This window comes from Lagierella sp. ICN-221743 (assembly GCF_037890055.1).
Classification (GTDB): domain Bacteria; phylum Bacillota; class Clostridia; order Tissierellales; family Peptoniphilaceae; genus Mediannikoviicoccus.
The window spans coordinates 1-22310 of record NZ_JBBKBD010000014.1; the positions used below are offsets into that span (position 1 = coordinate 1).

Here is a 22310-nt window from a genome sequence, read left to right on the forward strand (position 1 = left end):
TAAAACTTATCAAAGTCTTCTTGTGTAGCTACTTCTTTGTATTTATAGTCGTCATTATTCTTTTCTGTGAACATATCATTTACAAGTCCAATTGTTAGTAGAGATAAATCAGAAACAGAAAGACCAAGTTCCACTGCCCTTAATAGGAATAAGGGTGTAGTCATTGGTCTTTCTGTTGGTCTTACTTTTTTTTAGGAATTTCTTCCGACTTTATGTTAAGTCCCCATAACTCAATTAACTGAGGTAGAATTTGGTAAATTGAAAAAGTTGAGAAATTATCTAACCATTCTTCTGGACTATCAGGAATAGATTTGTCTCCATGCTTTGCCATTACATAAGCTATATTTTCAAATAACTCAAGTGAACCAATATCAAGATTAGATTTATCTTTATCGTTTTTCTTCATGGACCTTTCTAGTTCCATCAAGTCTTTAAAGATGTCTCGACCAAACTTTAATCTATAGATTCTTGGAATAGCTGCAGACGCACGAAATATAACATCTTTTCCATCAATTTTTATAGTTTTTGTTAATGCCATTATCTACTACCTCCTGTTGTCCTTGCCACAGAGGATGAACTTTCTATTGGTAGATAAACTGATTTATACCAACCATCATAAGTTTCCTTAGTTGTCTCATCACTTGTTCTAGCCTTTACATTACCATTTGGAAGTGGTCTTGCTTGGATAGATAAGGTTTCTGGTTGAACTTCTCTTGATTCTTCATTGGTTTCTCCTTCAAGAGTAGGTCTTGCTGCTGAGCAGTTATACATGACATGACGGATTTTCTTTTGGTCACCATCAAACTCGAAAAGAAGTGCAAAGTTTGCAGTCTCAGAATTTGAGGACTCAATTAAAACTTTATTAGAATCTGATTTTTCCATCAATACATCAGTCCTAAAGGATTCTGGAATAAGAGCGATTTCTAAATCTCCATCATATCCCATATTGTTTGAAATAGTGTAATATTCAATTCCATCTGCATAAAAGCTTTCTGGCTCTCCATTTGGATCTAATGAAATTGAAACAGCACCAGGCATTGGCACTGGTGTCTTATATTTAATAACGCCCTCTTCTGCTTTATCAAAGAGAGCGTAGTGTACGTTACAAATATTAAATTTAACTTTATTAGCCATTATTATTTACCTCCGTAATTTTTAAATTAAGTGTGAATTCATACAAAACTTCATAGAGTCTTTCTGACTCAATCCAAACTTCAGATTTTTCATAATAGATTTTTTCTCTATCAAGTATCTCTTCTATTTTTTCTTCAAGTTTTAAGTCCTTCTTATCAGTATAAAGTTCTAAGTCTATCTCAGTATTTTTATAATATACATATCCATCTGCACCAAAGTGTTTATTATTTGGGAATAGATAGACTATAAATGGTGGATATGGACTTTCTCCCTCAACAAAGTGTGAGTATGCAAAAGGAAGTCCAATCTCGTTAATTATTTTCATTAACTTCTTCATTCTCTTAACTTCCTCATAATATTTTCTTCCAATTCTCTGACCCCTTTCTCTTCAGATGGTCCAATGTGTGGCTTAGCAGAAACTCTTCCTCCTTGTCTAAGGACATGACCTTTTTCAAGTAAATGAGCCAGTTGATATCTATTCCTTGAGTGAACTACAAGTTCTATTGAGTTTGAAGTTTCTTTCATAGTTTTTACAGACCAAGACTTAGAATATTTCTTTGTTTCTCCTACAGGAGCATTTTCTTGTATTTCTTTTCTTATATTCCTACCAGCTTTTTTTACTTCATTTTTGACTTCATCTGTAGCCATATCAGAATATTCTTCTAAGCCCTTCATAATTTCACTAGCCAGGTTTTCAATTTTTACATTCATCTACTCACCTTCCTACACCTAAATTTTATAAGTCTATTTTTATAGTTCATAAAGTCAATTGAGATGATATTGTAATTTTCAGCTTCAAATAGAATCCTGTACTCTGAGGTATTAATATTCTTTAACCTATTTTGAAATCTTACAGTAAAAGAAATATCTGACCTATCTACTTCCATACCAAGGAAAACTTCTTCTCCTTTACCTTGAAATGATATATACGAACTTGTGGTTAGATAATCATTCCATATTGAGCTATGATTACCTATTTCATCTACTTCAACATCTTTATTTTGAAAGGTTATCTTTCTATTAAAATCAGCTATTTTCATAATAGTCTCCAGTATCTTCTGGGAGTTCTGGTAGAATATAATAAGCTAGATAACGACTTTTATTCCAACCACAAAAATTTCCATTAAGGATAAAAAATAACATATAATCGTCGTAACCCTCGTTACTTTCATACCTTGTTTTTAATAACTTTTTATAGTTAGGTGATTTAGTAATCCTTTTTTCCTTTGTAAATAAGTTTATTTCATCGGTTGTTTTCATATCACCATTTACATAGGATATAAATAAGATATCATCATCAGTTTTAACTTCTGTATTTTCATCATATTCCCATTCGTAAGCTATGCTCACATTATTATTAGATTCAACTAATAACGATATTCCTTCATATGTGTACCTTTCACCAGAATAATTTCTACTATAAGATAAAAATTTTCCTTTTGCCCATTTTGATAAGTCAACATTTAGCCTTGGACTTTGAGGAACACCATTCTTTAATTCAAAATAATATATTTTATAATCTAAAGTGTGGATTCTTAAACCACTAAGATTAGCATGTACTATTCTGTCAAATTTATAGTTAATTAAATTAAGTGAAAAAATATTACCATTTGCACTCAATCCCGATACGGTGCTATTAATTTGGACATAGGTTGTATCAAAGTAGCTAAAAAAATCATCATATTCATTAACCCTTAGATATTTTTTATTCTTCAAATTATGAAACTCTGCTTCAGACTTATCATTTGCTGATACAATTAAGGTATCATTAACAGTTTCTAGGTTTATTTTTTTATTTGATGGGATTTTTGTATCGATAACCCACAGTTCCTCTAATATCATGGATATCCCATAAATTGAAATAAACCCATTATTATCTGCACTAACTATTCCAAAACAATCTCCATTACTATAACTACATAAGTTTAAATATCTACGCTTATTAGAACTTAAAGCTTCGTTAAGGTGGATAAGTAAGGATAATTTTCCTTCTTTTATAATAAAATATGCATCACCTGCATCCTCGATACCTAAAGCATCGTCTATATTTTCCAAGATTGGAAAGGGATCTGTATCATATTGGTAGTTATATTCTATTTTTAATTCTCCTTCTATAAATTTATGCCCAGGCTCCCATCCAGTTTTTATTTCTCCAATTTTATTTGCTAAGTCTGTAAAGCTATCATCTTTATTAGCTTTTCCTTTCTTGTCGACAATAGCCTTAGCAATTAAATCTTTACCATTATCGACATCGTAAAAAAGCTCATCATATTTTTTATTTAGAATTTTACCTTGTCTAGCAGACAGGGCTTTTTCTCCGTTTTCACTTTCAAGGTTATCTATAACTTCACAGTCCTTACCATCTTCTCCTTTTGGACCAGGTGGTCCTTCTTTGCCTTGAGAGCCGTCATCACCCTTATCTCCCTTTGGTCCTCTTATATCTTCTAGATTCTTTTCAATAGCTTTTTTTATCGCCTCGTCAGCTATATTTTTAGCATTTTCAATGGCAACTACTGCACTTTCCGAATCTGTATATGACTCATAACCCTTTGTAATCCTTATATAAGTTCCTTGGTCTGATGGGAAAATATGACCATCTATTTTGATTTCTATTTTATATGATCCTATGGCAAGTGGCTTGTCAATTCTAAAAGAAATCCTATCTTCATTTACCTTTGTCTTACATTTCCATTCTAGTTTCTTTTCTTTGCTATAAAGTTGAATACTAGCATCTTTATCATTTAAAAAACTAATAGGGTCACCTTTTGAGTCACATAGCTGGAAACTCAGTTCTGAAGATATATCTCCTTGTTTTATATTAATTCCACCCTTTGTTTGGATTAAATTTAAAGTATTTAAACTATTAGCCATAATACCTCCTTAAAAACCTGGTTTTCTATCACCAAATAATAAAGCCCTTAGAGTTAAGTTTAGTTCAGAATAATCTGCCTCTTCTCTATGTTCATAAAGATAAGCTGTCATATAGAGAACTGCTATCTTTCCATTTGGATTTTTAGAAAGTTCTTCTTCACTATTAACCCTAGCAACATCCATGGAGTGCTTTATTGATGATTGGATGAGAGATTCAATCATCTCATCCTCATCATCAAAATCCACCCTTAAATAGGACTTTGCCTCCTCAAGAGTAATCATAATCTACTCCTTAGGCAGTAGCACCGATTTTTAAAAGTTTAACTGCCTCTCTTAAAACAAGGATTCCATCAACTCTTTCTTTACCTAAGAAACCAACCATGCCATTACCAGCAAATAACTCCTTTAAGTCTTGGAAAGACCTATTTCCTCTATCTCCAATCTTGTAGTAAGAAAAATCGCCAAAGGCTACTGCAAGTTTTCCTTTTTCAGCTTTTGGAGCAAAGGCAGATGTGTAGGCGGGATATCCTAAAAGTCTATCCGGTTCTCCATCTTTAAGTGATGGTTGCCAAATATATGCACCATTAACATCTTTAAGTTTTCTAATTTGAGCAACTGTTGCATCATTTAAAATGAAGGCTGCTTTCTTTCTATAAGGTCTGTCTAAGGAATAGACTAAATCAATTAGTTCATCTGCAGTAATTGTTTGAGCCTTTGTTGTACCTCCAAGTTCTCCACCTTTTTTAGAGTCAAAAATTCCTGTAGGCTTATTTACTCCGTCACCATTTAAGAAGGCATCTTCTTCAGCATTTGCTAGTGCTCTAGTAAATTCTTCAGTGATGTATTTTTCTAGATTAAAGGCTGCATCATAGAGAAGTTCTTCAGTAACTTTAATTCCAACATGGAGTTTGTGTGCATCAAGTGCTACTTGATCGAATGTGCCATCTCCAAAGGTTAGTTGACCACCTTCTTCTACCCATAAGGCTGCTGGTTTTGTAGCTGCAATGTTAATTTTATGAAGTCCAGAAGTTTGAACTTTTGTAGCTAGTTTTCTTACAATATTTTCTTCTTCAAGACCATTTACAATATCTGCTTCCATTTCTTCTGGAACTAAATATCCACCACTTTCATCTGTTCCTACTTTTAATTCATTGGAAATATCTCTAAAGTTAGTTCTTAATGCCTTCATCATAGACTTCTTGTAGGCATTTCTTGCTCTCATTGGTTTTTCTCCTTCATTAAAAGTAGCAGGTTCATTTGTTAGTGCTTGAGTAGTAGGTTTTTCCAAGGATTTATCCATTTCTTCTTCCCTCTTCTTTCTTTCGATTTCACGAGTATAATTCTCGATAGTTTTTTCCATCTCTTCATATGTTTTAAAGTCTTCATCAGACATTAGCCCATTTTCATCTTTCTTAGATTCAGCAAATGCTTTTGCCTCATCCCAAGCTTTAGTTCTCTTTTCCATTAGTTCTTTTAAGTCCATATCTTTACCTCCAAGTGTTTTTAATTTTGTTTAATCTTTCTTCTACTTCTCTCATTGAGTGAGTCTTTACTTCTTTATTTATCTTTGTTAAAAGTGAGTTTGTAACCGCTCGTCTTGAAAAGACCATGTTCGTAACTTTCTCATCTTTTCTTTTGTCAGTGAGAGTTCCATCACAAAAACCCATCTCGATGGCCTTATTCTTATCAAACCAAGTCTCTCCATCCATTAGATTAGAAATCTCTTCTCTGGATAAACCTGTCTTAATCTCATAAGCATTTATGATTGATTCCTTAACTTCCTTTAACATATCTATGGCTTTTTGCATTTCTTTTGAGTCACCAATAGCTACAGTTAAAGGATTATGGATCATCATTAATGATGTAGGACTCATCAACACTTCAGTTCCTGCCATTGCAATAACAGACGCAGCAGATGCTGCAAGCCCATCAATCTTAATGGTCACATTTCCTTTGTGCTCTAAAAGCATGGTGTAAATTCTTGATGCAGCTATACAATCTCCACCAGGAGAGTTGATCCATACAGTTATGTCTCCACTTTTATTTTTTAATTCTTCAAAAAAGAGCCTTGGCGTGATTTCATCATCAAACCAAGACTCTTCTGCAATAACTCCATCTATATAGAGTTCATTTAAATCCTTTTTCCAATTCCAAAATATTTTATTGTTCTTCATTCTCGGTATTCTTACCTCCGTTTCTTTTACTCTCATAGAATGACCCTGCCTTTTCAAGTGGTAGCATATTTCCATTTACTAAATAAAGGTCACCACCTTCTTCAGCTGAAATCCTATCAAGATTTTCTAACTCTCTTATGTCATTTGCACTCATCCAACCATTCTGTCTTCCTACAGCATATCCATTCATTCTTGACTCATAGTCTCCTCTTAGAAGTCCATCAAGATTGAATTTAATAAAGTAGGATTCTTTTTCTTTCTTTGTTAGTAGTGCTCTTTCTAGAGACTTTTCCCAACGAACAATCCAAGGATCAAGGGTGTATTTAACAAATTCTAGTGACTGCTGTTCTATATTTGAAAATGATGACTTCTCCAAGTCACCAATCATATGAGGTGGTATCCTGAATATCCTTGCTATCTCATTTAACTGAAACTTTCTTGTTTCCAAAAACTGGGCCTCACTTGGTGCTATGGCTATGGGTTGGTATTTCATTCCTTCTTCAAGTACAGCCACTTTGTTGGCGTTCTTAGGCCCTTGAAAGGCTGCATTCCATGACTCTCTAACTCTTTCTGGATCTTTAATAATACCTGGATGCTCTAAAACTCCACCTGGCTGTGCGCCATTTTGGAAAAAGCTAGCACCATAATCTTCACAAGCCATAGCCATACCAATGGCATTTTTTGCCATGGTTATTGGCGAATATCCAATAAGTCCGTCAAAACCAAGTCCAGGTATATGAAGTACATCTTCTTTTAAAAGATAAACCTCTTCTGATTTGTGATTGTATTTATAAAAGATTTCTCCATCTTCACTTCTCATAACCGTCATCTTGTTTGGCATTAAGGGATAAAGTCCAATAACCTCATTTTTTCCATTACGAATTATCTGAGCGTAAGCATTACCCCAAAGTAATAGATGGGTCATTAATGTTTCTCTAAATACAAAGGAAGTCATTTCAGTATTTGGTTCATCGTGTAATAAAAAATATATAGCGTGTTCTTTTGCTTTTTCCTTTGAGTTTGAATTTCCTCTTCTGTATAAATGAAGAGGAAGTCCTGCTAAGGTTTCAGCAAGAACCCTTACGCACGAATAAACTGCTGTCATTTGCATAGCAGTAAATTCGTTGACATTCCTTCCTGCTGTTGTTCTCCCAAATAAAAAAGACGATGAAGATATCCTCTCCCCGTCTTTAGGTTTGTCTCTCGACTTAAATATTAAATTTAAAATGTTTATATTACCACCTCCTTAAAAGTAAGCATAAGAAAAGCACCTACAGATGTAGATGTTTAACCTTTATTGTAATATTTGTTTGATTTAATCTTCTCTATATTTATAAATTCTATCGATAGTATCCATATCTGTATTCACAATGTATACGTAATTATGATTGTCTGAAACATAGTACTTATATGGTCTGAAAGGATTTCTTAAAAATAAATCAGATACATAAAGGTCATCGGTGTTGTCATTAAGATTTATAATTAGAATTTCCTCTAGCTGTTTAACTTGATCCAATGTAATACTCCTTTTAGAGATCTCTGTCATACTGTATACTCTGCATTTATTTGGATTAGATGGATCTTCCCCATCCCATAAATATACAGACTGACATCTATCGCATTTCCAAAAGTAATCATTAAACAGTTCATAATCCTCATGAAAAACTATATCTTCAAGCTTTGGATTCTCTTGATTCAAATATTTTCTGTTAAAATCTTGCAATTCCTCTTTTGTGTAAACATCAAATACAATGCTACCATCATGATCTCTCAATATATTTCTGCAAATATAACATCCCATACCGGCCATATCGATTTCTCCTAGTTATTTATTATTAATAATTTAATACCCATTTTACTCTTAAATTACTATAAGTCCCCTGTCATCATAGACAGATTCACTTGTATCATTTCCACACCTTATAGCCCTATCAAGAGCCATAATTGTAGCAATAACCCCATCTATCTTTTCTGTAGATTTTTCCTTATCTGCTTTAATGTTTCCAGCAGGATCAGTTCGAATAAATATATTATCCATCATCCATCTAAGAACTGGATGACCTCCATGGGCTATTTTTCTTTCAAGTGTGAGTTTCATTAATTCTTTTGTTGGTGGAGACATGTCTTTAAATCCTTGACCAAAAGGAACAACTGTAAAACCCATTCCTTCTAAGTTTTGGACCATCTGAACTGCTCCCCACCTATCAAAGGCAATTTCTCTAATGTTATATACCTCGCCTAAGTCTTCTATAAATTTTTCTATAAATCCATAGTGAACTACATTACCTTCTGTTGTTTGAATGTATCCTTGTTTTTTCCATAGGTCATAGTTTACATGGTCTCTTTTTACTCTTAGGTCGAGGTTATCTTCAGGCAACCAAAAGTAAGGTAATATTTGATATTTATCATCTTCATCTATTGGAGGAAATACTAAAACAAAAGCTGTAATATCCGTTGTGCTTGATAGGTCAAGACCACCATAGCATACTCTGCCTTTTAGTTCTTTTTCATTAACAGCAAAATTACATAGGTCCCATTTTTCCATAGGCATCCACCTAATTGCTTGTTTGACCCATTGATTAAGTCTTAGTTGTCTAAAAGCATTCTCTTCAGTTGGATTTTGCTTAGCCGATTCACAAGCTTGTCTCACTTTTTCTATAGGAACTGTAATTCCAAGAGACGGATTTGCCTTATGCCATACTTTTTCATCTGTCCAATCATCTTCTCTGTCAGCTCCATAAATAACAGGATAAAAAGTTGAATCAGTTTTTCTTCCTTCAAGTATGTCCACTGCCTTTTGATGCGTCTCATAGCAGATTGATTTCGTATCTGTTCCTGCAGTTGTAATAAGAAAATATAGTGGTTGGGTTCTTGCATCACCAGACCCTTTTGTCATAACATCAAATAATTTTCTATTGGGCTGAGTATGAAGTTCGTCAAAGACCACACCATGAATATTAAATCCGTGTTTAGAATAAGCTTCTGCAGATAGGACTTGATAAAAAGAATTAGTCGGCTTATATATCATCCTCTTTTGAGATGCCAAAATTTTTACTCTTTTAGATAGGGCTGGACTCATCCTTACCATATCGGCAGCCACATCAAAGACAATGGTTGCTTGCTGTCTATCGGCGGCACAGCCATATACCTCTGCTCTTTCTTCTCCATCCCCACAAGTGAGAAGAAGTGCTACAGCAGCTGCAAGTTCAGATTTTCCCATCTTCTTTGGAATTTCAATATATGCTGTATTAAATTGTCGGTATCCTGTATCTTTTACAATGCCAAATAAGTCTCTTATGATTTCTTCTTGCCATTCAATAAGCTTGAAGTCTTTACCTGCCCATCTACCTTTTGTATGCTTCAGACATTCTATAAATGTGACTGCATAGTCTGCTTTATTTTTATCATAGTGAGATGTTTCAAGCATAAATTTACTTGGTTTATATTTCATTTGACCTCCTTCCTTTAAAAATGGGCATAAAAAATAGCCACCTGATTGTGACTTCTACTACGACAAATAGAGCCTAAACTCTATTTGAAATTTTATTTTTATCTTTGGCTTGCTATGTTTAATTCTTTGTATGCTTTCTTAAGTTCTCTTTCTAGTGTTTCTGATTCTGCAAAAAGTTGAAATTCTTCCTCTGTTAAATTTCCTTTCGATATTTCCCAAAGTTCTTCATGAACTTGGTCTGCACATTTCTTTGCTGTTCCTGCTATCTCTAAAAGGTTAATGGCTGCTCCAACCTTACCTTCTTTTGATTTTTTTATTGAGTTTTCTGCGTATCTTTTGCAAGCTTTAACTTCTGTATCTAATCTTTCTAAAAGGTCTTTTTTCATAGTTTTACTCTCCTTTGCTTTTGTTATCTACATATTCCCGTATAAGAGAGTATTAGTCAAGTCTTTTATACCTATAAATCGGCTGTTTTTCAATGTTTTTAAAGGTTGTCTATAAAGTCATCAAACCACTTTGCTCCAATCTCAAGCCTTATCATTGGAAGTCTTCCAAGCTTATTATATTTTAAACTTACTATCCTTAAGTCTTCTGGTAGTTTGGTTTCGTAAAGTGCATTGATTGTTTTTCCCATTGTAATGTAAATTGTGTCATCTTCAAGGTAGTCTTTTAGATAATCTTGAAAAGCTAAGTCTCCATTTTCTCCTTCGTAAAGTCCAAGCATTGTAATTGCTGAAGAGTCGATTAAATCATTTAAATCTTCTTGTGTTTTCATATATTTGTATGCCATTTTTATTCTCCTTATCTCTTTTTGTTATGTACATATTCCCGTACTATCGAAGATAAGTCAAGTAATTTTCGCTCAAATATCGGCTATTTTTCAACATTTATCCGATATTTTCTCTATAATATCTTCCCTAAAAATAACATTTAATGTTGAACCATTATCCCACTTCACTAGGATTGATCCAATAGCATCAATTCCATAAACTGTACCCAGAGTTCCTTTTGGTGGTGCTTGCACATCCTCCATCTGAATTAATTTAACTCTTGTTCCTACTGGATAAATTTCTTTTAATTTTTCTATAATTTCCTTTGAAATCATCTAATCACCTCTTACATACATATATTGCTCAAATACTGATTTATATCAAGTATTATTTATTGTATTTACAAGGCTTTTAAAAATATATATCGCACATGTAAGAGCAATACCATTGCCCCACATTTTATATTCTGCAGAATCATTATGAGGATTTTCAAGCCATTTTAATATCTGATTATCGGTTTTCTTCTTTTTAAGACCTTTTATTTCTGCGTCCTTATCAAAAACTTCTCTCCAAAAGGCCAAGTCTTCCTCTGTTGGGTTTTCTATTTCTAAGTTATCACACCAGTAATCAGGAAATCCTTGTAATCTTCCACATTCTTTTGGTGTTAATCGTCTTACAAGTTTCTGATTAACAAGAGGTGGATCTTTATAATCAGTAGCCAGTAAAGGTGACGATATATTCTTGTCTGCTTTTGTAAAATGAGAATTTTTACTCATGGTGTAGGTATCCTCTACAATTGCAACTCCACCTTGATTTCTTGTAGGAGTATTTCCAGATGTGTCAATGGTTCTTGAAACGTCACACTCATAAATATTATGCCTTTCATTTTTAGTGTTTTCTGAAGTTTGTCTTATATCATAGACTACAAATGGTTGCTTATTTCCACCTTGTCCTAAGTTTGATGCAAGTGTTTGTGTTTCTTTTAATGGTCCTTTATACCTTGAGTCTTGACTGTGATTTTCAAAAACAAATGGTGCAATTCCACCACTTGCTCTCAAGGTTCCACTTTCATCAGAATAAAAGTCCATCCTTTGACCACCTTGGTCATTTAAACAGATTGTTTTATTAAAGCTTTCTTTAATGGCTCCGGTATTTCTTTTCCCTTTCTCGCAGCCCTCTGAAGTATTCCCTGACAAGCTTTTTTGCTCAAATAATATTTCTCTGGCACTTCCTCCATCAAGATCTGCGACAATGAAGATTCTTCTCCTTCGTTGGGGCACTCCGAAGTATTTAGCATCAAGGACTCTCCAAGCAAGGGAAAAATTGTCTCCCAGGATTTCTCCTGCACTTTGCCATCTCGAAGGTCGAGGAAGTTTAACTGTGGAATCTTTAATTCTTGTAACTTCTTCAAGGACGCATCTAAAATCCTCTCCTTTGTTTGATGAGAAGGCTCCTGGCACATTTTCCCATAGTAGGTATCTTGGATACTTACCATTAGTTTTACACCTCATTTCTTTTATAACTCTTATTGCCTCATAAAAAAGGTTGGATTTTTCTCCTTCAAGCCCTGCCCTTTTACCAGCGATTGATAAATCTTGGCACGGGCTGCCAAAGGTAATTATATCAACAGGTTCAATTTCAGACCCATCGATATCTTTTATATCTCCTAAATGTTTAACTTGAGGTAGGTTTTTCTGTGTAACTCTTATTGGAAAAGGCTCAACTTCAGATGACCATATGGGTTTTATTCCACAAAAAATACCAGCAAAAGGGAATCCTCCACTGCCGTCAAATAGTGAACCTAATCTTAGTTCTTTATTCATCTTTTAATACCTCTGAGTATTTATACTCTTTTCCATTTCTTAAAAGACTTACATCTTTATCACTACCAACCAATTCAATATATCTATTTACAATGACATCTACAAATTTTTCATCAAGTTCTATCATCCTACAAATTCTATCAGTTTGCTCACAAGCTATTAGTGTACTTCCACTACCACCAAATGGATCAAGTATAATGGAATTTGTCATTGATGAGTTTTTAATCGGATAAGATAAAAGAGGAATAGGTTTCATAGTAGGGTGGTCGCCATTTTTTCTTGGTTTATCAAATTCCCAAATGGTAGACTCTTTCCTTCCTGTATACCAGTTATGCTTTCCTTTTTTCTTCCACCCATAAAGGATGGGTTCATGTTGCCATTGATATGGACTTCTTCCAAGTACAAGGGATTGTTTCTTCCAGATACAAGTGCCAGATAAATAAAATCCAGTATCTTGAAATGCCTTTCTAAAATTAAGCCCTTCTGTATCTGCATGGAAAACATAAATCGAACCATCATCTGCGAGGAACTTTTCCATATTTAAAAAGGAGCTTAGTAAAAATTCATAGAATTTACCTTGCTCCATATTGTCATTTTTAATTTTTCCAGCCGACCCTTCATAATTTACATTGTATGGAGGGTCTGTGATGATAAGATTTGCCTTTAATTCTCCCATCAACTTCTCGTAAGTAGTCTCATCTGTAGAATCTCCACAAACAAGTTTGTGCTTACCTAAGGTCCAAATATCTCCAGATTTAGAAAAAGTAGGTTTTTCTAATTCTTCATCTACATCAAAACCATCATCTTCGGTCTTATTTCCTAAGTCAAAAATATTTGATAATTCATCTGGTGAAAAACCAGTAAGTTCTACATTAAAACCATAATCTCCCAGGGATTCAATCTCTACTCTTAGTAGTTCTTCATCCCATCCAGCATCAAGAGCCATTCTGTTATCAGCTAGGATATAGGCTTTCTTCTGTGCCTCGTTTAGATGGTCTGCAAAGACACAAGGTACTTCTTTTATACCTTCTTCCTTTGCTGCCATAATTCTTCCATGACCTGCAATAACTCCGTAGTCTTTATCAATAATTACAGGATTGATAAAACCAAACTCTCTAATTGATGATCGTAGTTTGTTAATCTGGTCTGCTGAGTGAGTTCTTGCATTGTTTACATAGGGTACAAGTTTTTCAATATCAACTAATTTCATTTCTTTTGTTGTAATCATATTAGCCCCCACTTTGCAAATTCTTCAAAACCACCAATAGAGTTAATGTAGTTTCTAGCAATTTCTACAATTTCAGAATATGGTTTACCATCAACAGTTTCATCTCCGATTGCACAGGATAATTCAATCTCTCTATTTTCCTCTTGTGCCTTTAGGTGGGCATAAATATTGACTGATACATCAGCCTTTGATAGGTCTTTACCATAAAGACCTCCACCCGTTACTGCTCTTCCCATATCAGATCCGAGTTTTCTATTAGTTGCTCCAGTATCAACATTATATCCTCCAGTCCAATCTCCTAATGGATTTACGATTGCTCTAGGATAAATCGATTTTAAAATTTCTGTAGATACATTTGATTGGCAGATGATGAGTTTATCTCCATCAAGAATGTATTTTCCATCGTAAGAATAATTAGAGTATATTTCACGAGCAATTAAAGATAGTTTCTTTTCTTCATCTGATGTTGGCACTCCCTTAAAGATTCCATTGTCACCACATCTTATCTTTTCTTTTTGATTATTTGATAGGTGGATATCCTGTTCTACTATTTTAATATCTGCTTTGATATCTCCAGCTATCCTATTAATCGCTGTTTCAATTTCTTTTTTATTTAGATTACAATCTGTTTCTATAATTACATGACAATTTCCATGTCCCAGCAAAACTTCAACTGCTATTTTAGGATTTTCTTTTTCCTTATATGCTAAATCTACAATTGATCCTGCAATGCAATCTGCTATTTTATCTGGATGCTTTGGATTTACTTTTTCAAACAAATTTATTACCTCCTTTGCCTTAGTAATTTTTCCATCATATCTTCTCCATAGTCCTCATAAACTTCAGTACAGTTTTCTTTCACTATGTCATAAATTTCGTACCACAAAAGGTTAGCTGTCTTTTGAAACTGACTAGACATCTGTACAAATGGAGATGCAATAACTCCACCAGTTGTAGGATGCTTACCTAATAGTCCAAATTGGCTAATTGCCTCTTCACATTGAATGTATCTTGCAAAAGCCTGAGAGTAGGATTCTAATAATCTTGGATTTACTAAGTTTTCACAGTTTCTCTGTTTTAACCATCCCCATGTCTCTTTATATATTTCATCAGCACCGAGTGGTATTCCATTCTTTTGCTTTGCAGATAGATAGTCACTAGGTGTTGGCATATCTGTTCCATCAAGAACTGCTCCATCTGGTAAGTCAACTGCATCTATTTCTTCTGGAGTGAATGTAGGAATATCGTTCATTAAAATTTCTACCTTTTTACCTTTTTCTATTTTTTCAGCAGCAGGCTGTGGTTTCCCTCCTGCTTTTACTCTTCTTCCACCTCTGTATGTTCCGTCCTTAGCGATAGTATCACCTCCTAATTCATCATCTTCTTTAATAGGGCCTTTGAACCCGTTTTTTTGTGCGTGAGAGGGCGGCACCGTTGGTAGGGGATTCACTCGTAGAGATTAAGACTCCCCCTCCCTCAAAACTATTCTCGTCCGAATCTATCTCCACGCTCAGCATGAATCTTTGAGTGACATGATTTACAAAGACTCATTAAATTATCTTTGTCATTAGTTCCACCACGAGAAAGAGGAAGTATGTGATGTACTTCCTCTACCTTGGTTATTCTATTTTCTTTTAAACACATCTCACAAAGTGGATGTTCACTGACATATCTTTTTCTTATAAGTCTCCACACTTTTCCATAACGCTTATGAGTGTTAGGATCTCTTTTATATTTTTCATAGTTTCTGTTGTATTCTTTTTCATGTTCTTTACAGAATCGTCCATCAACTAATTCAGGACAACCTGGATGTGAACATGGTCTCTTTGGTTTACTTGGCATTTTATCACTCCATAAAGAAAGCCCTGAAGATTTAATCTCCAAGGCTCATTTTATTATTCTTTTGCTATTCTAACTATACTACAACTACTTACTCTCATTCTATCAACTTTACTACATAGATTTAATCGGAATGGAAATCTTTCCTAGTGCATTTCTATGGACATTAAAACAATACTGAATTGAATAATTCATATCCACTGCAATCTGCTCCCAAGAATTAAAACAAAGATATCTTTTTTCAAGAACTGTTTGCTCTTCTTTGTCTTCTAATGAAAAAATTGAATTAGCTATTTCCTTCTTCAAGTCTACCAACTTATCTATATCCCTATTGATTTCTTCTTGAAGGTCTATAATCTTAACAATAGTATCCTCAAGTTTTGATGATCCTCTATTAGGACTCTTAGGCATATCTGATAAGGTAGATGTTGCTTTTGTTGCTAGAGCGTTGAGTGATTCAACTTGCTCCAGCTTGCTATTAATTCTTTTGTCTAAATAAAAGGCTTGTTTTAAATATTCTTTTGCGTTCATTTCTTACCTCCATAAGTTTTGAGGTAAGTTCTCTATAGAACCTCTACTCATTTTAAATTAGCTTTTACTGCATCTATAAGTGCAGCTTGTGTTTTATTCTTATTTTCTAATGCTTTCATAACATCTTCATCAATAGTTCCTTTTGCTAAGATATGATGAATCACAACTGTTTCTTTCTGTCCTTGTCTATAAAGTCTGGCATTGGTTTGTTCATAAAGTTCTAAGGACCATGTAAGGGAAAACCAAATAAGTGTTGAACCTCCAGCTTGTAAGTTAAGTCCATGACCAGCAGATGCTGGATGGATCATGGCTACAGGAATCTTACCTTGATTCCATTCTTTAAAGTCCTCATTTGTCTTAAGTTCTCTTACATCAAACCTATCTTTGATTCTTTTTAAATCTGACTTATACCAATAAGCTATTAATACTGGTTTACCATTTGCACCCTCTATTAAATCTTCTAAAGCATCAAGCTTTCTATCATGGATATGAATCATATTTTTATCTTCATCATATACAGAACCCGATGCCATTTGAAGTAACTTATTAGAAAGGGCTGCAGCATTAACTGCATCTATATCTTTATCCTTAATACTAACAACCAAGTCTTTTTTTAAGGTCTCATAGATATCTCTTTCTTTATCTGATAGATTTACAAAGACTTCATTGTTTATCTTCTCTGGCATTTTTAGGTAATCTTCAGCTTTCATAGAAACTGTGATATCTGATATCTTTTTATAGATTGCATCTTCAGCAAAAGGCAGTGGTTTGTAGGAATATATGATTGGTCCATTTCTCTTATCTGGTTTGAAGTAGATTTCCCTATACTGACCAATAAATCTACCAAGTCTCTCTCCCATATCAAGCAGTCTAAACTCAGCCCATAAATCCATTAGTCCATTAGATGATGGAGTTCCAGTAAGACCAACTATTCTTTTTACCTTTGGCCTAACTTTCATCAAGGCTTTAAACCTCTTTGACCTATGAGATTTAAAAGAGGATAGTTCATCAATTACGATCATGTCGTAGTTGAATGGTAGTTCGCTCTTGTTTATTAGCCAGTCTACATTTTCCCTATTGATTAAATAGATGTCTGCTTGTTCTTCTAATGCTTTTATTCTCTCTTTTTCACTTCCTACGGCTACTGAATATTTTAAGATATCAAGGTGAGACCATTTACCTATTTCTTCCTTCCATGTATCTCTTGCAACCCTTAGTGGTGCTATGATTAAAACTTTAGAAATTTCAAAAGAATCAAAGAGTAAATCTTTTATAGCTGATAAGCTTATAACCGTCTTGCCGAGACCCATGTCCAGTAGAAGTGCTGATTCTTTGTTTTCTTTTATAAACTCAGTAGCATAGTTCTGATATTTATGTGGAGTGTATTCCAATTAGTCACCTCCGATTCTCTTTATTATTTCATCAATGTTTTCTTTTGAGTCAAGAACATAAACTTTAAAACCTAAGTTTTTAAATTGCCTAATTCTTTTTTTCTGAATTGGTCTTGGTTCTCCTCTAGGTCTTTTTGTTTCCACAAATCCAATCTTTCCTTTAGGTAGAAGTATTATCCTATCTGGTATTCCCGTCATTGAAGGAGATGTAAATTTAAGACAAAGACCTCCATGGATTTTTACCTTATCGACTAAGGCTTTTTCTATTTCGTTTTCTAGCATTGATATTTCAACCTTTCTAGTGATTGTGTGAAGGTCTCGAAAGTCTCTTCTATAACCTTTATATATATACTAATTTTAATTTTATTACTATATAAAAGTTATATATATGACCTTCGAGACTTGCACAATGCCTAAATTTACACAAAGTCACTTTTTAATTTTAACCCCTGAATCTTAATCCCGTCTCGAAGTTTCACCCTATTAAATCCATTGGATGAAAGAGCAGAATAAAAATCTGTTGTTGACCTTACATAGTCTCCAGTTCTTAAACAATAGGCTCTATATTCTTGGTAGACTTCCCCAGACTTCTCTTCAAATGATGAATCTATCTCACAACACTCATTTAAAAAATGCTTGAACCAGTTATTTGATTCCTTATATTCATCAATGGCTCTAGCTACTTTTTTAGGTAGACTGAATTTAAAATCTTCATCAATAGCTTTTTTAGCACCTTCGATTAACCACTTGAGAACTGCTCCCCCAGCCTTATCTACTAAATAATCAGTGTAGTTTTTAATATCACTAGTCCCCTCTATCTTTGCCTCAAAAGGAATTACAATAAGTCTCCTCCAAGTTCCTTCATCTAAGGCACCCACCTTTGGTAGGTGATTAGTATATAGGACAAGGGTATGAGAAGGTATGAACTTGAATGGATCTCGATATTTTTTCTCTGCTACAATTTCATCTGTAGAACAAAGCTGTTTTACATTTGAAGTATTAAGTCTTAATCCCTCTTGAAGTTCAGCTGCAATTAAAAGTCTTTTACCTCTTGTTTCTGCAAGTTCTGGTTTGGCATTTCTCTTAGAATTAACAGTAAGAATGTCTGCCGAGATTGACCCACTATATAGATTTAGAACTCTTGAGATAGTATTCCAAAAAGTGGACTTCCCATTTCTTCCATCACCATAAGCTATAATTAGAGCCTCTATATAGACCTTTCCGATTAGAGAAATCCCTGCAACTTTCTGCACGTATTCTATAAGTTCACTATCTTTTACAAAAAATGTCTCTAAGGCATCAAGCCATATATCCATATTTTCATCACTTGGATCTACAGATGCTTCTTTTGTTATATAGTCTTCTGCCTTATGGTCTCTACACTCTCCAGTTTTCAAATCTACTGTAAAAGATGGTGTATTAAGCAAGAACTCATCCGTATCAAGTTCTCTTTGGTCTATTTCTAACATTGGCTTTGATTCTTTTAAAGTTGCATGGATAGCTCTGGTGTCACCTCGTTTTACTGCATATTTCTTATATGCCTCAAGCGAAGTTAATTTATAGTATATAGATTTTTGATTTTTATCAAAAACCTCCATTGCCTTTTTCTCACTCATTGAGGCCATAATATCTCTAACCCCAGATTTCTTAATGTCTTCATCCATTTTCAAAAGTTCATTGTCTATTTCTTCTATCTGTTTTAAAACTAGATCTTGAGAATATCCTTGTGCTTTTAGTTCAGATTCCTCCCAATAAGAGTTGTTATAAACAAGAAAGCCTGTAGAAGGAGAAAATCGAATTCTGTCTTGATATTCTCTTACAAAAACTTCTGCTTGACCTATATCTGAAAATTCTGACGGTCTTAAATTTATGCCTTCAGTATATTCTTCAGGTGGAACATAATCTTCACTTGCAGCTATCTTTTTATAGAATTTACAAGCAGACCTCCATATTTGTTCCAGTTCATCATCTGGAAGTGGTGGTGAGCAAAGACTAGCTTTTTTATCAAATAATTCTCTCGCCTCACCTGTATTTCCATATCGAATTAGAACCCTACCAGCGAAATGATTCATAGTTGAATTTCTAGAGCCTTGCTGAATCAAGTCTTGAGAATTATTAAAATCCTCAAAGTCATCTTTTAAAATATCAGTTATATATTTCCTTCCCCTAACTATTTCAACCGCAGGATTCTTAACTCCAAAGAAAAACCTCGCTCCATCTAATGCATTTCCATCAAAGAAAATATAGGTCTCTGACAATCTTTCTTTGATTCCTACATATTCATCTAAATTTGTGACCTTAGGTATTGGAAAATATATGTGTATCCTTGGTCTTGCAGCTTTCCCATTTTTTTCTTTTCTATGGTTTCTGCTGTAAACTATAGCAAATTTAACTCCATCAAATATTCCCTTTAAATCATTAGCTGAAATCCAGTCATCTGGATTTTCTGAATGGTCGTTGTCTATATCCATAGGGACACATTCCGACTCTATAAAATTATCGTTAGACCTGTAGGAATTTTTATACTTAGCCATTACATGATCAAAACTCGCAGCTTTCTCAAATGACCTAACATCTACTGCATTGACCTCATTAGGATAAACACAATTTGACTCCACTCCTATTAAATTTGAGGTGTATATTTTCAATTAGGCTACCTCCTTAATATATCGAATCTCCATTTTCCTATTCTCAGCAATCTTTATTTCTTCAGCCATTCCAGCACTTATATAGTCACCAAAGACCCACACTTCTTCACATTTTCCAAGAAGGACATAATTAAAATGCATGGCAAGTCTTCTCTCACTTTCATCACTCATAAACTGAGGAAATAGTAGATTTGGCGCTATGGGAATATTTCCTTTATCCAAAGCATATCGAGAATACTTCTGTGTCTTGATTACATTATTTTCTACATCTCCAGAAAATGGACTGCAGATATATACCAAAGGATAGTATTTAGTTTTTTTCATTAGACTACCTCCATTAATCTTTCTTATAAAATTCACTTTCAAATCCATCTGCATCTAAGATAAGTCCAGGTGCCCAGCTAGGAACTATGGACATGATTTCATTTATCTCTTCGATACTAGATAAATCACTTTCTATTACAACTTCATCATGAATATGCATGACGATATTAAATCCTTTTTTCTCAAGTCTCATCATAGCCTCTGCTAAAATATCTCTGGCTATTGCTTGAACAATATTTTCTACAAATTTTCCACCATAGGATTCAATTTTGTCCCACTTATTTCCTACTACGATTCCTTCATAGACTATTGATTCTCCACCAAATCGGTTCGTCCCTATCTTTGCCTTTGGATAAGCAAGTCTTCTTTTTGAAGGAAGCTCTATAAAGAGAATCCCCTTTTCATAACTAATAACTAGGTTCTTATATCCTTCTTTACTTCTAGTCTTTACAACTCTTTTTACGACTGAATCTATGTCCCACCAAAGACTTACTATATTTGGATTAGCTTCTCGCCAGGAATCAACTATTGATTGAAGTTCATCTTCAGATAAACCCATCTCAATACCACCCATTGCTTTAAGAGCACCTAAGGCCCCTTGATAACCACAAGCTAAAGTCGCTATCTTTCCTTTTTGTCTAAGATGACCATTTACTCCATGCTTTTCAACTGGCACTCCAAACATCCTCGATGCTGTTCTACAATAGATATCTTCTCCATTTTCAAAGGCATCTAGCACCCATTGTTCTCCTGCAAGCCATGCTAGAACACGAGCCTCAATTGCTGAAAAATCTGAAATAATAAACCTAGTGCCTTCTTTTGGTATAAAGGCTGTCCTTATTAATTGGGATAAAATATCAGAGGGTGATTCATATAGAATCTCCATAGTTTCGTAATCTCTATTTTTTACAAGACTCCTAGCTAGGTCTAAGTCTTTTAGATTGTTTCTCCTTAAGTTCTGAACTTGAATAAGTCTGCCTGAATATCTTCCAGTTCTATTTGCTCCATAGAATTGGATCAGACCCCTTGCTCGATTGTCTTTTCCTTTTACATTTTTCATAGCGTCGTATTTTCTAACTGAAGACTTAGATAACTCCTGTCTAAGTTCCAAGACTTCTTTAATATGACCTTCAGCATTTTTAAGAGCAGACTCTACATCTTTTTTAGCTAAGGAATCTATATCTAAGCCTTTCTTATTTAGCCATTCTTTTAGCTGTAATGGAGAATTTGGATTTTCAAGACCAGTTAATTCTATAGCTCTGTCCATATTTTCTTCTCGTAATATTTCATCAAATTTAATAGCTGAATCAACTAAAGATTCATCAATTAAAATTCCTCTATCATTGATGTTTTGGTCTATCCAGTAGTTTTCCCATTCTGATTGGGGAATAGGAAATGCTGATAGCTTTTTCTTAATCGCCATTTCTGTTTCCACATCTCTTTGGTTATATTCCTTAAATGTAGACCACTTTTCTAAATCATGATGTGGTAGATTTCTTTTCCTCATACCATTTGTCTTAGTTGGTTTACAAGGAATAGAAAAATATCTAATAAGGGTCTTGCCTTCATTCATCTTTTGCTTATCTAGTTTCAAAACCTCCCCGACTTTCTCAAGCGATAGAGGTAGACCAAGATAGGCTGACCAAATCATAGTGCAGTACCAACCTTGAGGTTTTAGTCTCTTACCTAAAAACCTAGATAGACACACCCTTTCAAAATTTGCATTAAAGGCCCACTTTTCTACGTTTTCATCACTAAGGGCTGACAATATTTCTTCAGGAATAATCTCTCCACTTGCCAAATCCATGACCTTAACTTCTCCATCATTAATAGAATAGGCAAAGAGGAGGATTTCAAAATCCTCACTCTCGGCATATTTGTATACACCACTTTTGCCTAAGTCAACTGAAGAATAGGTCTCAAGATCTATGGACAATCTCTTCATAGCTATCACTAAGCTTTGTTAATTCTGCTAAATTATTTTTTCTATCTTCTTTTATTTGTTTTTCTATTTTTCTGATATCTCTATCTAGTTCTTTTAGTTGAGCTTGTAAAAATCCAAGCTTATACCATAAAAAGGACCAAATAGCTAAAACTATTGCTGTAATTAAATAGTCCATTTCTGC

The 22310-nt window shown here is 34.1% G+C and carries 27 protein-coding genes; all 27 read right to left on the reverse strand.

Annotation, left to right across the window (positions count from 1 at the left end; all coding sequences use genetic code 11):
* Window positions 1-181: 181 nt before the first annotated feature.
* Window positions 182-538 carry a hypothetical protein gene (locus tag WKS98_RS06935; protein ID WP_316536343.1) on the reverse strand — a complete coding sequence of 119 codons (357 nt, stop codon included), beginning with the start codon at window positions 536-538 and terminating at the stop codon, window positions 182-184.
* Window positions 538-1134 (reverse strand): major tail protein, encoded by a 597-nt coding sequence (locus WKS98_RS06940; protein ID WP_311537686.1) that lies wholly within the window; start codon window positions 1132-1134, stop codon window positions 538-540. The genes WKS98_RS06935 and WKS98_RS06940 overlap by 1 nt, the downstream gene beginning before the upstream one ends.
* On the reverse strand, window positions 1127-1471 hold the full coding sequence (locus WKS98_RS06945) for a hypothetical protein (protein ID WP_498918074.1): 345 nt from the start codon (window positions 1469-1471) through the stop codon (window positions 1127-1129). The genes WKS98_RS06940 and WKS98_RS06945 overlap by 8 nt, the downstream gene beginning before the upstream one ends.
* Window positions 1468-1845, reverse strand: coding sequence for an HK97 gp10 family phage protein (locus WKS98_RS06950; protein WP_498918075.1), 378 nt, complete (start codon window positions 1843-1845; stop codon window positions 1468-1470). Before WKS98_RS06950 ends, WKS98_RS06945 begins: the two co-directional genes overlap by 4 nt.
* Window positions 1842-2174, reverse strand: coding sequence for a phage head closure protein (locus tag WKS98_RS06955; protein ID WP_498918077.1), 333 nt, complete (start codon window positions 2172-2174; stop codon window positions 1842-1844). Before WKS98_RS06955 ends, WKS98_RS06950 begins: the two co-directional genes overlap by 4 nt.
* Complete coding sequence (locus tag WKS98_RS06960; protein ID WP_498918079.1) at window positions 2161-4005, reverse strand: collagen-like triple helix repeat-containing protein; 1845 nt, start codon at window positions 4003-4005, stop codon at window positions 2161-2163. Before WKS98_RS06960 ends, WKS98_RS06955 begins: the two co-directional genes overlap by 14 nt.
* A 9-nt stretch (window positions 4006-4014) precedes the next feature.
* The gene (locus tag WKS98_RS06965) at window positions 4015-4287 is read right to left on the reverse strand and encodes a head-tail connector protein (protein ID WP_498918081.1); all 273 of its coding nucleotides are present in this window, start codon (window positions 4285-4287) and stop codon (window positions 4015-4017) included.
* A 10-nt stretch (window positions 4288-4297) separates the two neighbouring features.
* A complete protein-coding gene (locus WKS98_RS06970; RefSeq protein ID WP_498918083.1) occupies window positions 4298-5488 on the reverse strand; it encodes a phage major capsid protein in 1191 nt (396 codons plus the stop codon).
* A 4-nt stretch (window positions 5489-5492) separates the two neighbouring features.
* Window positions 5493-6179: a head maturation protease, ClpP-related gene (locus WKS98_RS06975; RefSeq protein ID WP_498918085.1), complete on the reverse strand. Its 687-nt coding sequence runs from the start codon at window positions 6177-6179 to the stop codon at window positions 5493-5495.
* Window positions 6166-7284, reverse strand: a complete 1119-nt coding sequence (locus tag WKS98_RS06980) for a phage portal protein (RefSeq protein ID WP_498918087.1) — start codon at window positions 7282-7284, stop codon at window positions 6166-6168. The genes WKS98_RS06975 and WKS98_RS06980 overlap by 14 nt, the downstream gene beginning before the upstream one ends.
* Before the next feature lie 210 nt (window positions 7285-7494).
* Entirely contained in the window at window positions 7495-7989 is a 495-nt protein-coding gene (locus tag WKS98_RS06985) for a DUF8617 domain-containing protein (protein WP_498918089.1), read from the reverse strand.
* 51 nt (window positions 7990-8040) lie between these two features.
* Window positions 8041-9630, reverse strand: a complete 1590-nt coding sequence (locus WKS98_RS06990; RefSeq protein WP_498918091.1) for a terminase large subunit — start codon at window positions 9628-9630, stop codon at window positions 8041-8043.
* Window positions 9631-9728: 98 nt separating this feature from the next.
* Window positions 9729-10016 (reverse strand): transcriptional regulator, encoded by a 288-nt coding sequence (locus WKS98_RS06995; protein ID WP_498918093.1) that lies wholly within the window; start codon window positions 10014-10016, stop codon window positions 9729-9731.
* 98 nt (window positions 10017-10114) lie between these two features.
* Window positions 10115-10420: a hypothetical protein gene (locus tag WKS98_RS07000; RefSeq protein ID WP_498918094.1), complete on the reverse strand. Its 306-nt coding sequence runs from the start codon at window positions 10418-10420 to the stop codon at window positions 10115-10117.
* Between the two features lie 90 nt (window positions 10421-10510).
* Complete coding sequence (locus WKS98_RS07005; RefSeq protein WP_498918095.1) at window positions 10511-10735, reverse strand: DUF4314 domain-containing protein; 225 nt, start codon at window positions 10733-10735, stop codon at window positions 10511-10513.
* A 45-nt stretch (window positions 10736-10780) separates the two neighbouring features.
* On the reverse strand, window positions 10781-12223 hold the full coding sequence (locus WKS98_RS07010; RefSeq protein WP_498918096.1) for a DNA cytosine methyltransferase: 1443 nt from the start codon (window positions 12221-12223) through the stop codon (window positions 10781-10783).
* On the reverse strand, window positions 12216-13451 hold the full coding sequence (locus WKS98_RS07015; RefSeq protein ID WP_498918097.1) for a site-specific DNA-methyltransferase: 1236 nt from the start codon (window positions 13449-13451) through the stop codon (window positions 12216-12218). The genes WKS98_RS07010 and WKS98_RS07015 overlap by 8 nt, the downstream gene beginning before the upstream one ends.
* Complete coding sequence (locus WKS98_RS07020) at window positions 13448-14230, reverse strand: S-adenosylmethionine synthetase N-terminal domain-containing protein (protein ID WP_498918099.1); 783 nt, start codon at window positions 14228-14230, stop codon at window positions 13448-13450. The genes WKS98_RS07015 and WKS98_RS07020 overlap by 4 nt, the downstream gene beginning before the upstream one ends.
* A 5-nt stretch (window positions 14231-14235) precedes the next feature.
* Entirely contained in the window at window positions 14236-14901 is a 666-nt protein-coding gene (locus tag WKS98_RS07025; RefSeq protein ID WP_498918101.1) for a P27 family phage terminase small subunit, read from the reverse strand.
* 32 nt (window positions 14902-14933) lie between these two features.
* Window positions 14934-15293, reverse strand: coding sequence for an HNH endonuclease (locus WKS98_RS07030; RefSeq protein WP_498918103.1), 360 nt, complete (start codon window positions 15291-15293; stop codon window positions 14934-14936).
* 111 nt (window positions 15294-15404) lie between these two features.
* Window positions 15405-15821: a DUF1492 domain-containing protein gene (locus tag WKS98_RS07035; RefSeq protein ID WP_144398650.1), complete on the reverse strand. Its 417-nt coding sequence runs from the start codon at window positions 15819-15821 to the stop codon at window positions 15405-15407.
* Between the two features lie 47 nt (window positions 15822-15868).
* Window positions 15869-17212: a DEAD/DEAH box helicase gene (locus WKS98_RS07040; protein ID WP_498918104.1), complete on the reverse strand. Its 1344-nt coding sequence runs from the start codon at window positions 17210-17212 to the stop codon at window positions 15869-15871.
* Window positions 17213-17494, reverse strand: a complete 282-nt coding sequence (locus WKS98_RS07045) for a VRR-NUC domain-containing protein (RefSeq protein ID WP_498918106.1) — start codon at window positions 17492-17494, stop codon at window positions 17213-17215. It lies immediately after the preceding gene.
* 137 nt (window positions 17495-17631) lie between these two features.
* Complete coding sequence (locus WKS98_RS07050; RefSeq protein ID WP_498918107.1) at window positions 17632-19860, reverse strand: phage/plasmid primase, P4 family; 2229 nt, start codon at window positions 19858-19860, stop codon at window positions 17632-17634.
* A complete protein-coding gene (locus tag WKS98_RS07055; RefSeq protein WP_498918109.1) occupies window positions 19861-20184 on the reverse strand; it encodes a DUF7768 domain-containing protein in 324 nt (107 codons plus the stop codon).
* 13 nt (window positions 20185-20197) lie between these two features.
* Window positions 20198-22129 (reverse strand): DNA polymerase, encoded by a 1932-nt coding sequence (locus WKS98_RS07060; protein ID WP_498918111.1) that lies wholly within the window; start codon window positions 22127-22129, stop codon window positions 20198-20200.
* Window positions 22104-22304: a hypothetical protein gene (locus WKS98_RS07065; RefSeq protein WP_002834902.1), complete on the reverse strand. Its 201-nt coding sequence runs from the start codon at window positions 22302-22304 to the stop codon at window positions 22104-22106. Before WKS98_RS07065 ends, WKS98_RS07060 begins: the two co-directional genes overlap by 26 nt.
* Between the last annotated feature and the right edge of the window lie 6 nt (window positions 22305-22310).

Excerpts from the sequence above, each read along its gene's own strand:
- WKS98_RS06935 (WP_316536343.1), bottom strand. The coding sequence starts at position 538 with ATGGCATTAACAAAAACTATAAAAATTGATGGAAAAGATGTTATATTT.
- WKS98_RS06940 (WP_311537686.1), bottom strand. The coding sequence starts at position 1,134 with ATGGCTAATAAAGTTAAATTTAATATTTGTAACGTACACTACGCTCTC.
- WKS98_RS06945 (WP_498918074.1), bottom strand. The coding sequence starts at position 1,471 with ATGAAGAAGTTAATGAAAATAATTAACGAGATTGGACTTCCTTTTGCA.
- WKS98_RS06950 (WP_498918075.1), bottom strand. The coding sequence starts at position 1,845 with ATGAATGTAAAAATTGAAAACCTGGCTAGTGAAATTATGAAGGGCTTA.
- WKS98_RS06955 (WP_498918077.1), bottom strand. The coding sequence starts at position 2,174 with ATGAAAATAGCTGATTTTAATAGAAAGATAACCTTTCAAAATAAAGAT.
- WKS98_RS06960 (WP_498918079.1), bottom strand. The coding sequence starts at position 4,005 with ATGGCTAATAGTTTAAATACTTTAAATTTAATCCAAACAAAGGGTGGA.
- WKS98_RS06965 (WP_498918081.1), bottom strand. The coding sequence starts at position 4,287 with ATGATTACTCTTGAGGAGGCAAAGTCCTATTTAAGGGTGGATTTTGAT.
- WKS98_RS06970 (WP_498918083.1), bottom strand. The coding sequence starts at position 5,488 with ATGGACTTAAAAGAACTAATGGAAAAGAGAACTAAAGCTTGGGATGAG.
- WKS98_RS06975 (WP_498918085.1), bottom strand. The coding sequence starts at position 6,179 with ATGAAGAACAATAAAATATTTTGGAATTGGAAAAAGGATTTAAATGAA.
- WKS98_RS06980 (WP_498918087.1), bottom strand. The coding sequence starts at position 7,284 with ATGACAGCAGTTTATTCGTGCGTAAGGGTTCTTGCTGAAACCTTAGCA.
- WKS98_RS06985 (WP_498918089.1), bottom strand. The coding sequence starts at position 7,989 with ATGGCCGGTATGGGATGTTATATTTGCAGAAATATATTGAGAGATCAT.
- WKS98_RS06990 (WP_498918091.1), bottom strand. The coding sequence starts at position 9,630 with ATGAAATATAAACCAAGTAAATTTATGCTTGAAACATCTCACTATGAT.
- WKS98_RS06995 (WP_498918093.1), bottom strand. The coding sequence starts at position 10,016 with ATGAAAAAAGACCTTTTAGAAAGATTAGATACAGAAGTTAAAGCTTGC.
- WKS98_RS07000 (WP_498918094.1), bottom strand. The coding sequence starts at position 10,420 with ATGGCATACAAATATATGAAAACACAAGAAGATTTAAATGATTTAATC.
- WKS98_RS07005 (WP_498918095.1), bottom strand. The coding sequence starts at position 10,735 with ATGATTTCAAAGGAAATTATAGAAAAATTAAAAGAAATTTATCCAGTA.
- WKS98_RS07010 (WP_498918096.1), bottom strand. The coding sequence starts at position 12,223 with ATGAATAAAGAACTAAGATTAGGTTCACTATTTGACGGCAGTGGAGGA.
- WKS98_RS07015 (WP_498918097.1), bottom strand. The coding sequence starts at position 13,451 with ATGATTACAACAAAAGAAATGAAATTAGTTGATATTGAAAAACTTGTA.
- WKS98_RS07030 (WP_498918103.1), bottom strand. The coding sequence starts at position 15,293 with ATGCCAAGTAAACCAAAGAGACCATGTTCACATCCAGGTTGTCCTGAA.
- WKS98_RS07035 (WP_144398650.1), bottom strand. The coding sequence starts at position 15,821 with ATGAACGCAAAAGAATATTTAAAACAAGCCTTTTATTTAGACAAAAGA.
- WKS98_RS07045 (WP_498918106.1), bottom strand. The coding sequence starts at position 17,494 with ATGCTAGAAAACGAAATAGAAAAAGCCTTAGTCGATAAGGTAAAAATC.
- WKS98_RS07055 (WP_498918109.1), bottom strand. The coding sequence starts at position 20,184 with ATGAAAAAAACTAAATACTATCCTTTGGTATATATCTGCAGTCCATTT.
- WKS98_RS07060 (WP_498918111.1), bottom strand. The coding sequence starts at position 22,129 with ATGAAGAGATTGTCCATAGATCTTGAGACCTATTCTTCAGTTGACTTA.
- WKS98_RS07065 (WP_002834902.1), bottom strand. The coding sequence starts at position 22,304 with ATGGACTATTTAATTACAGCAATAGTTTTAGCTATTTGGTCCTTTTTA.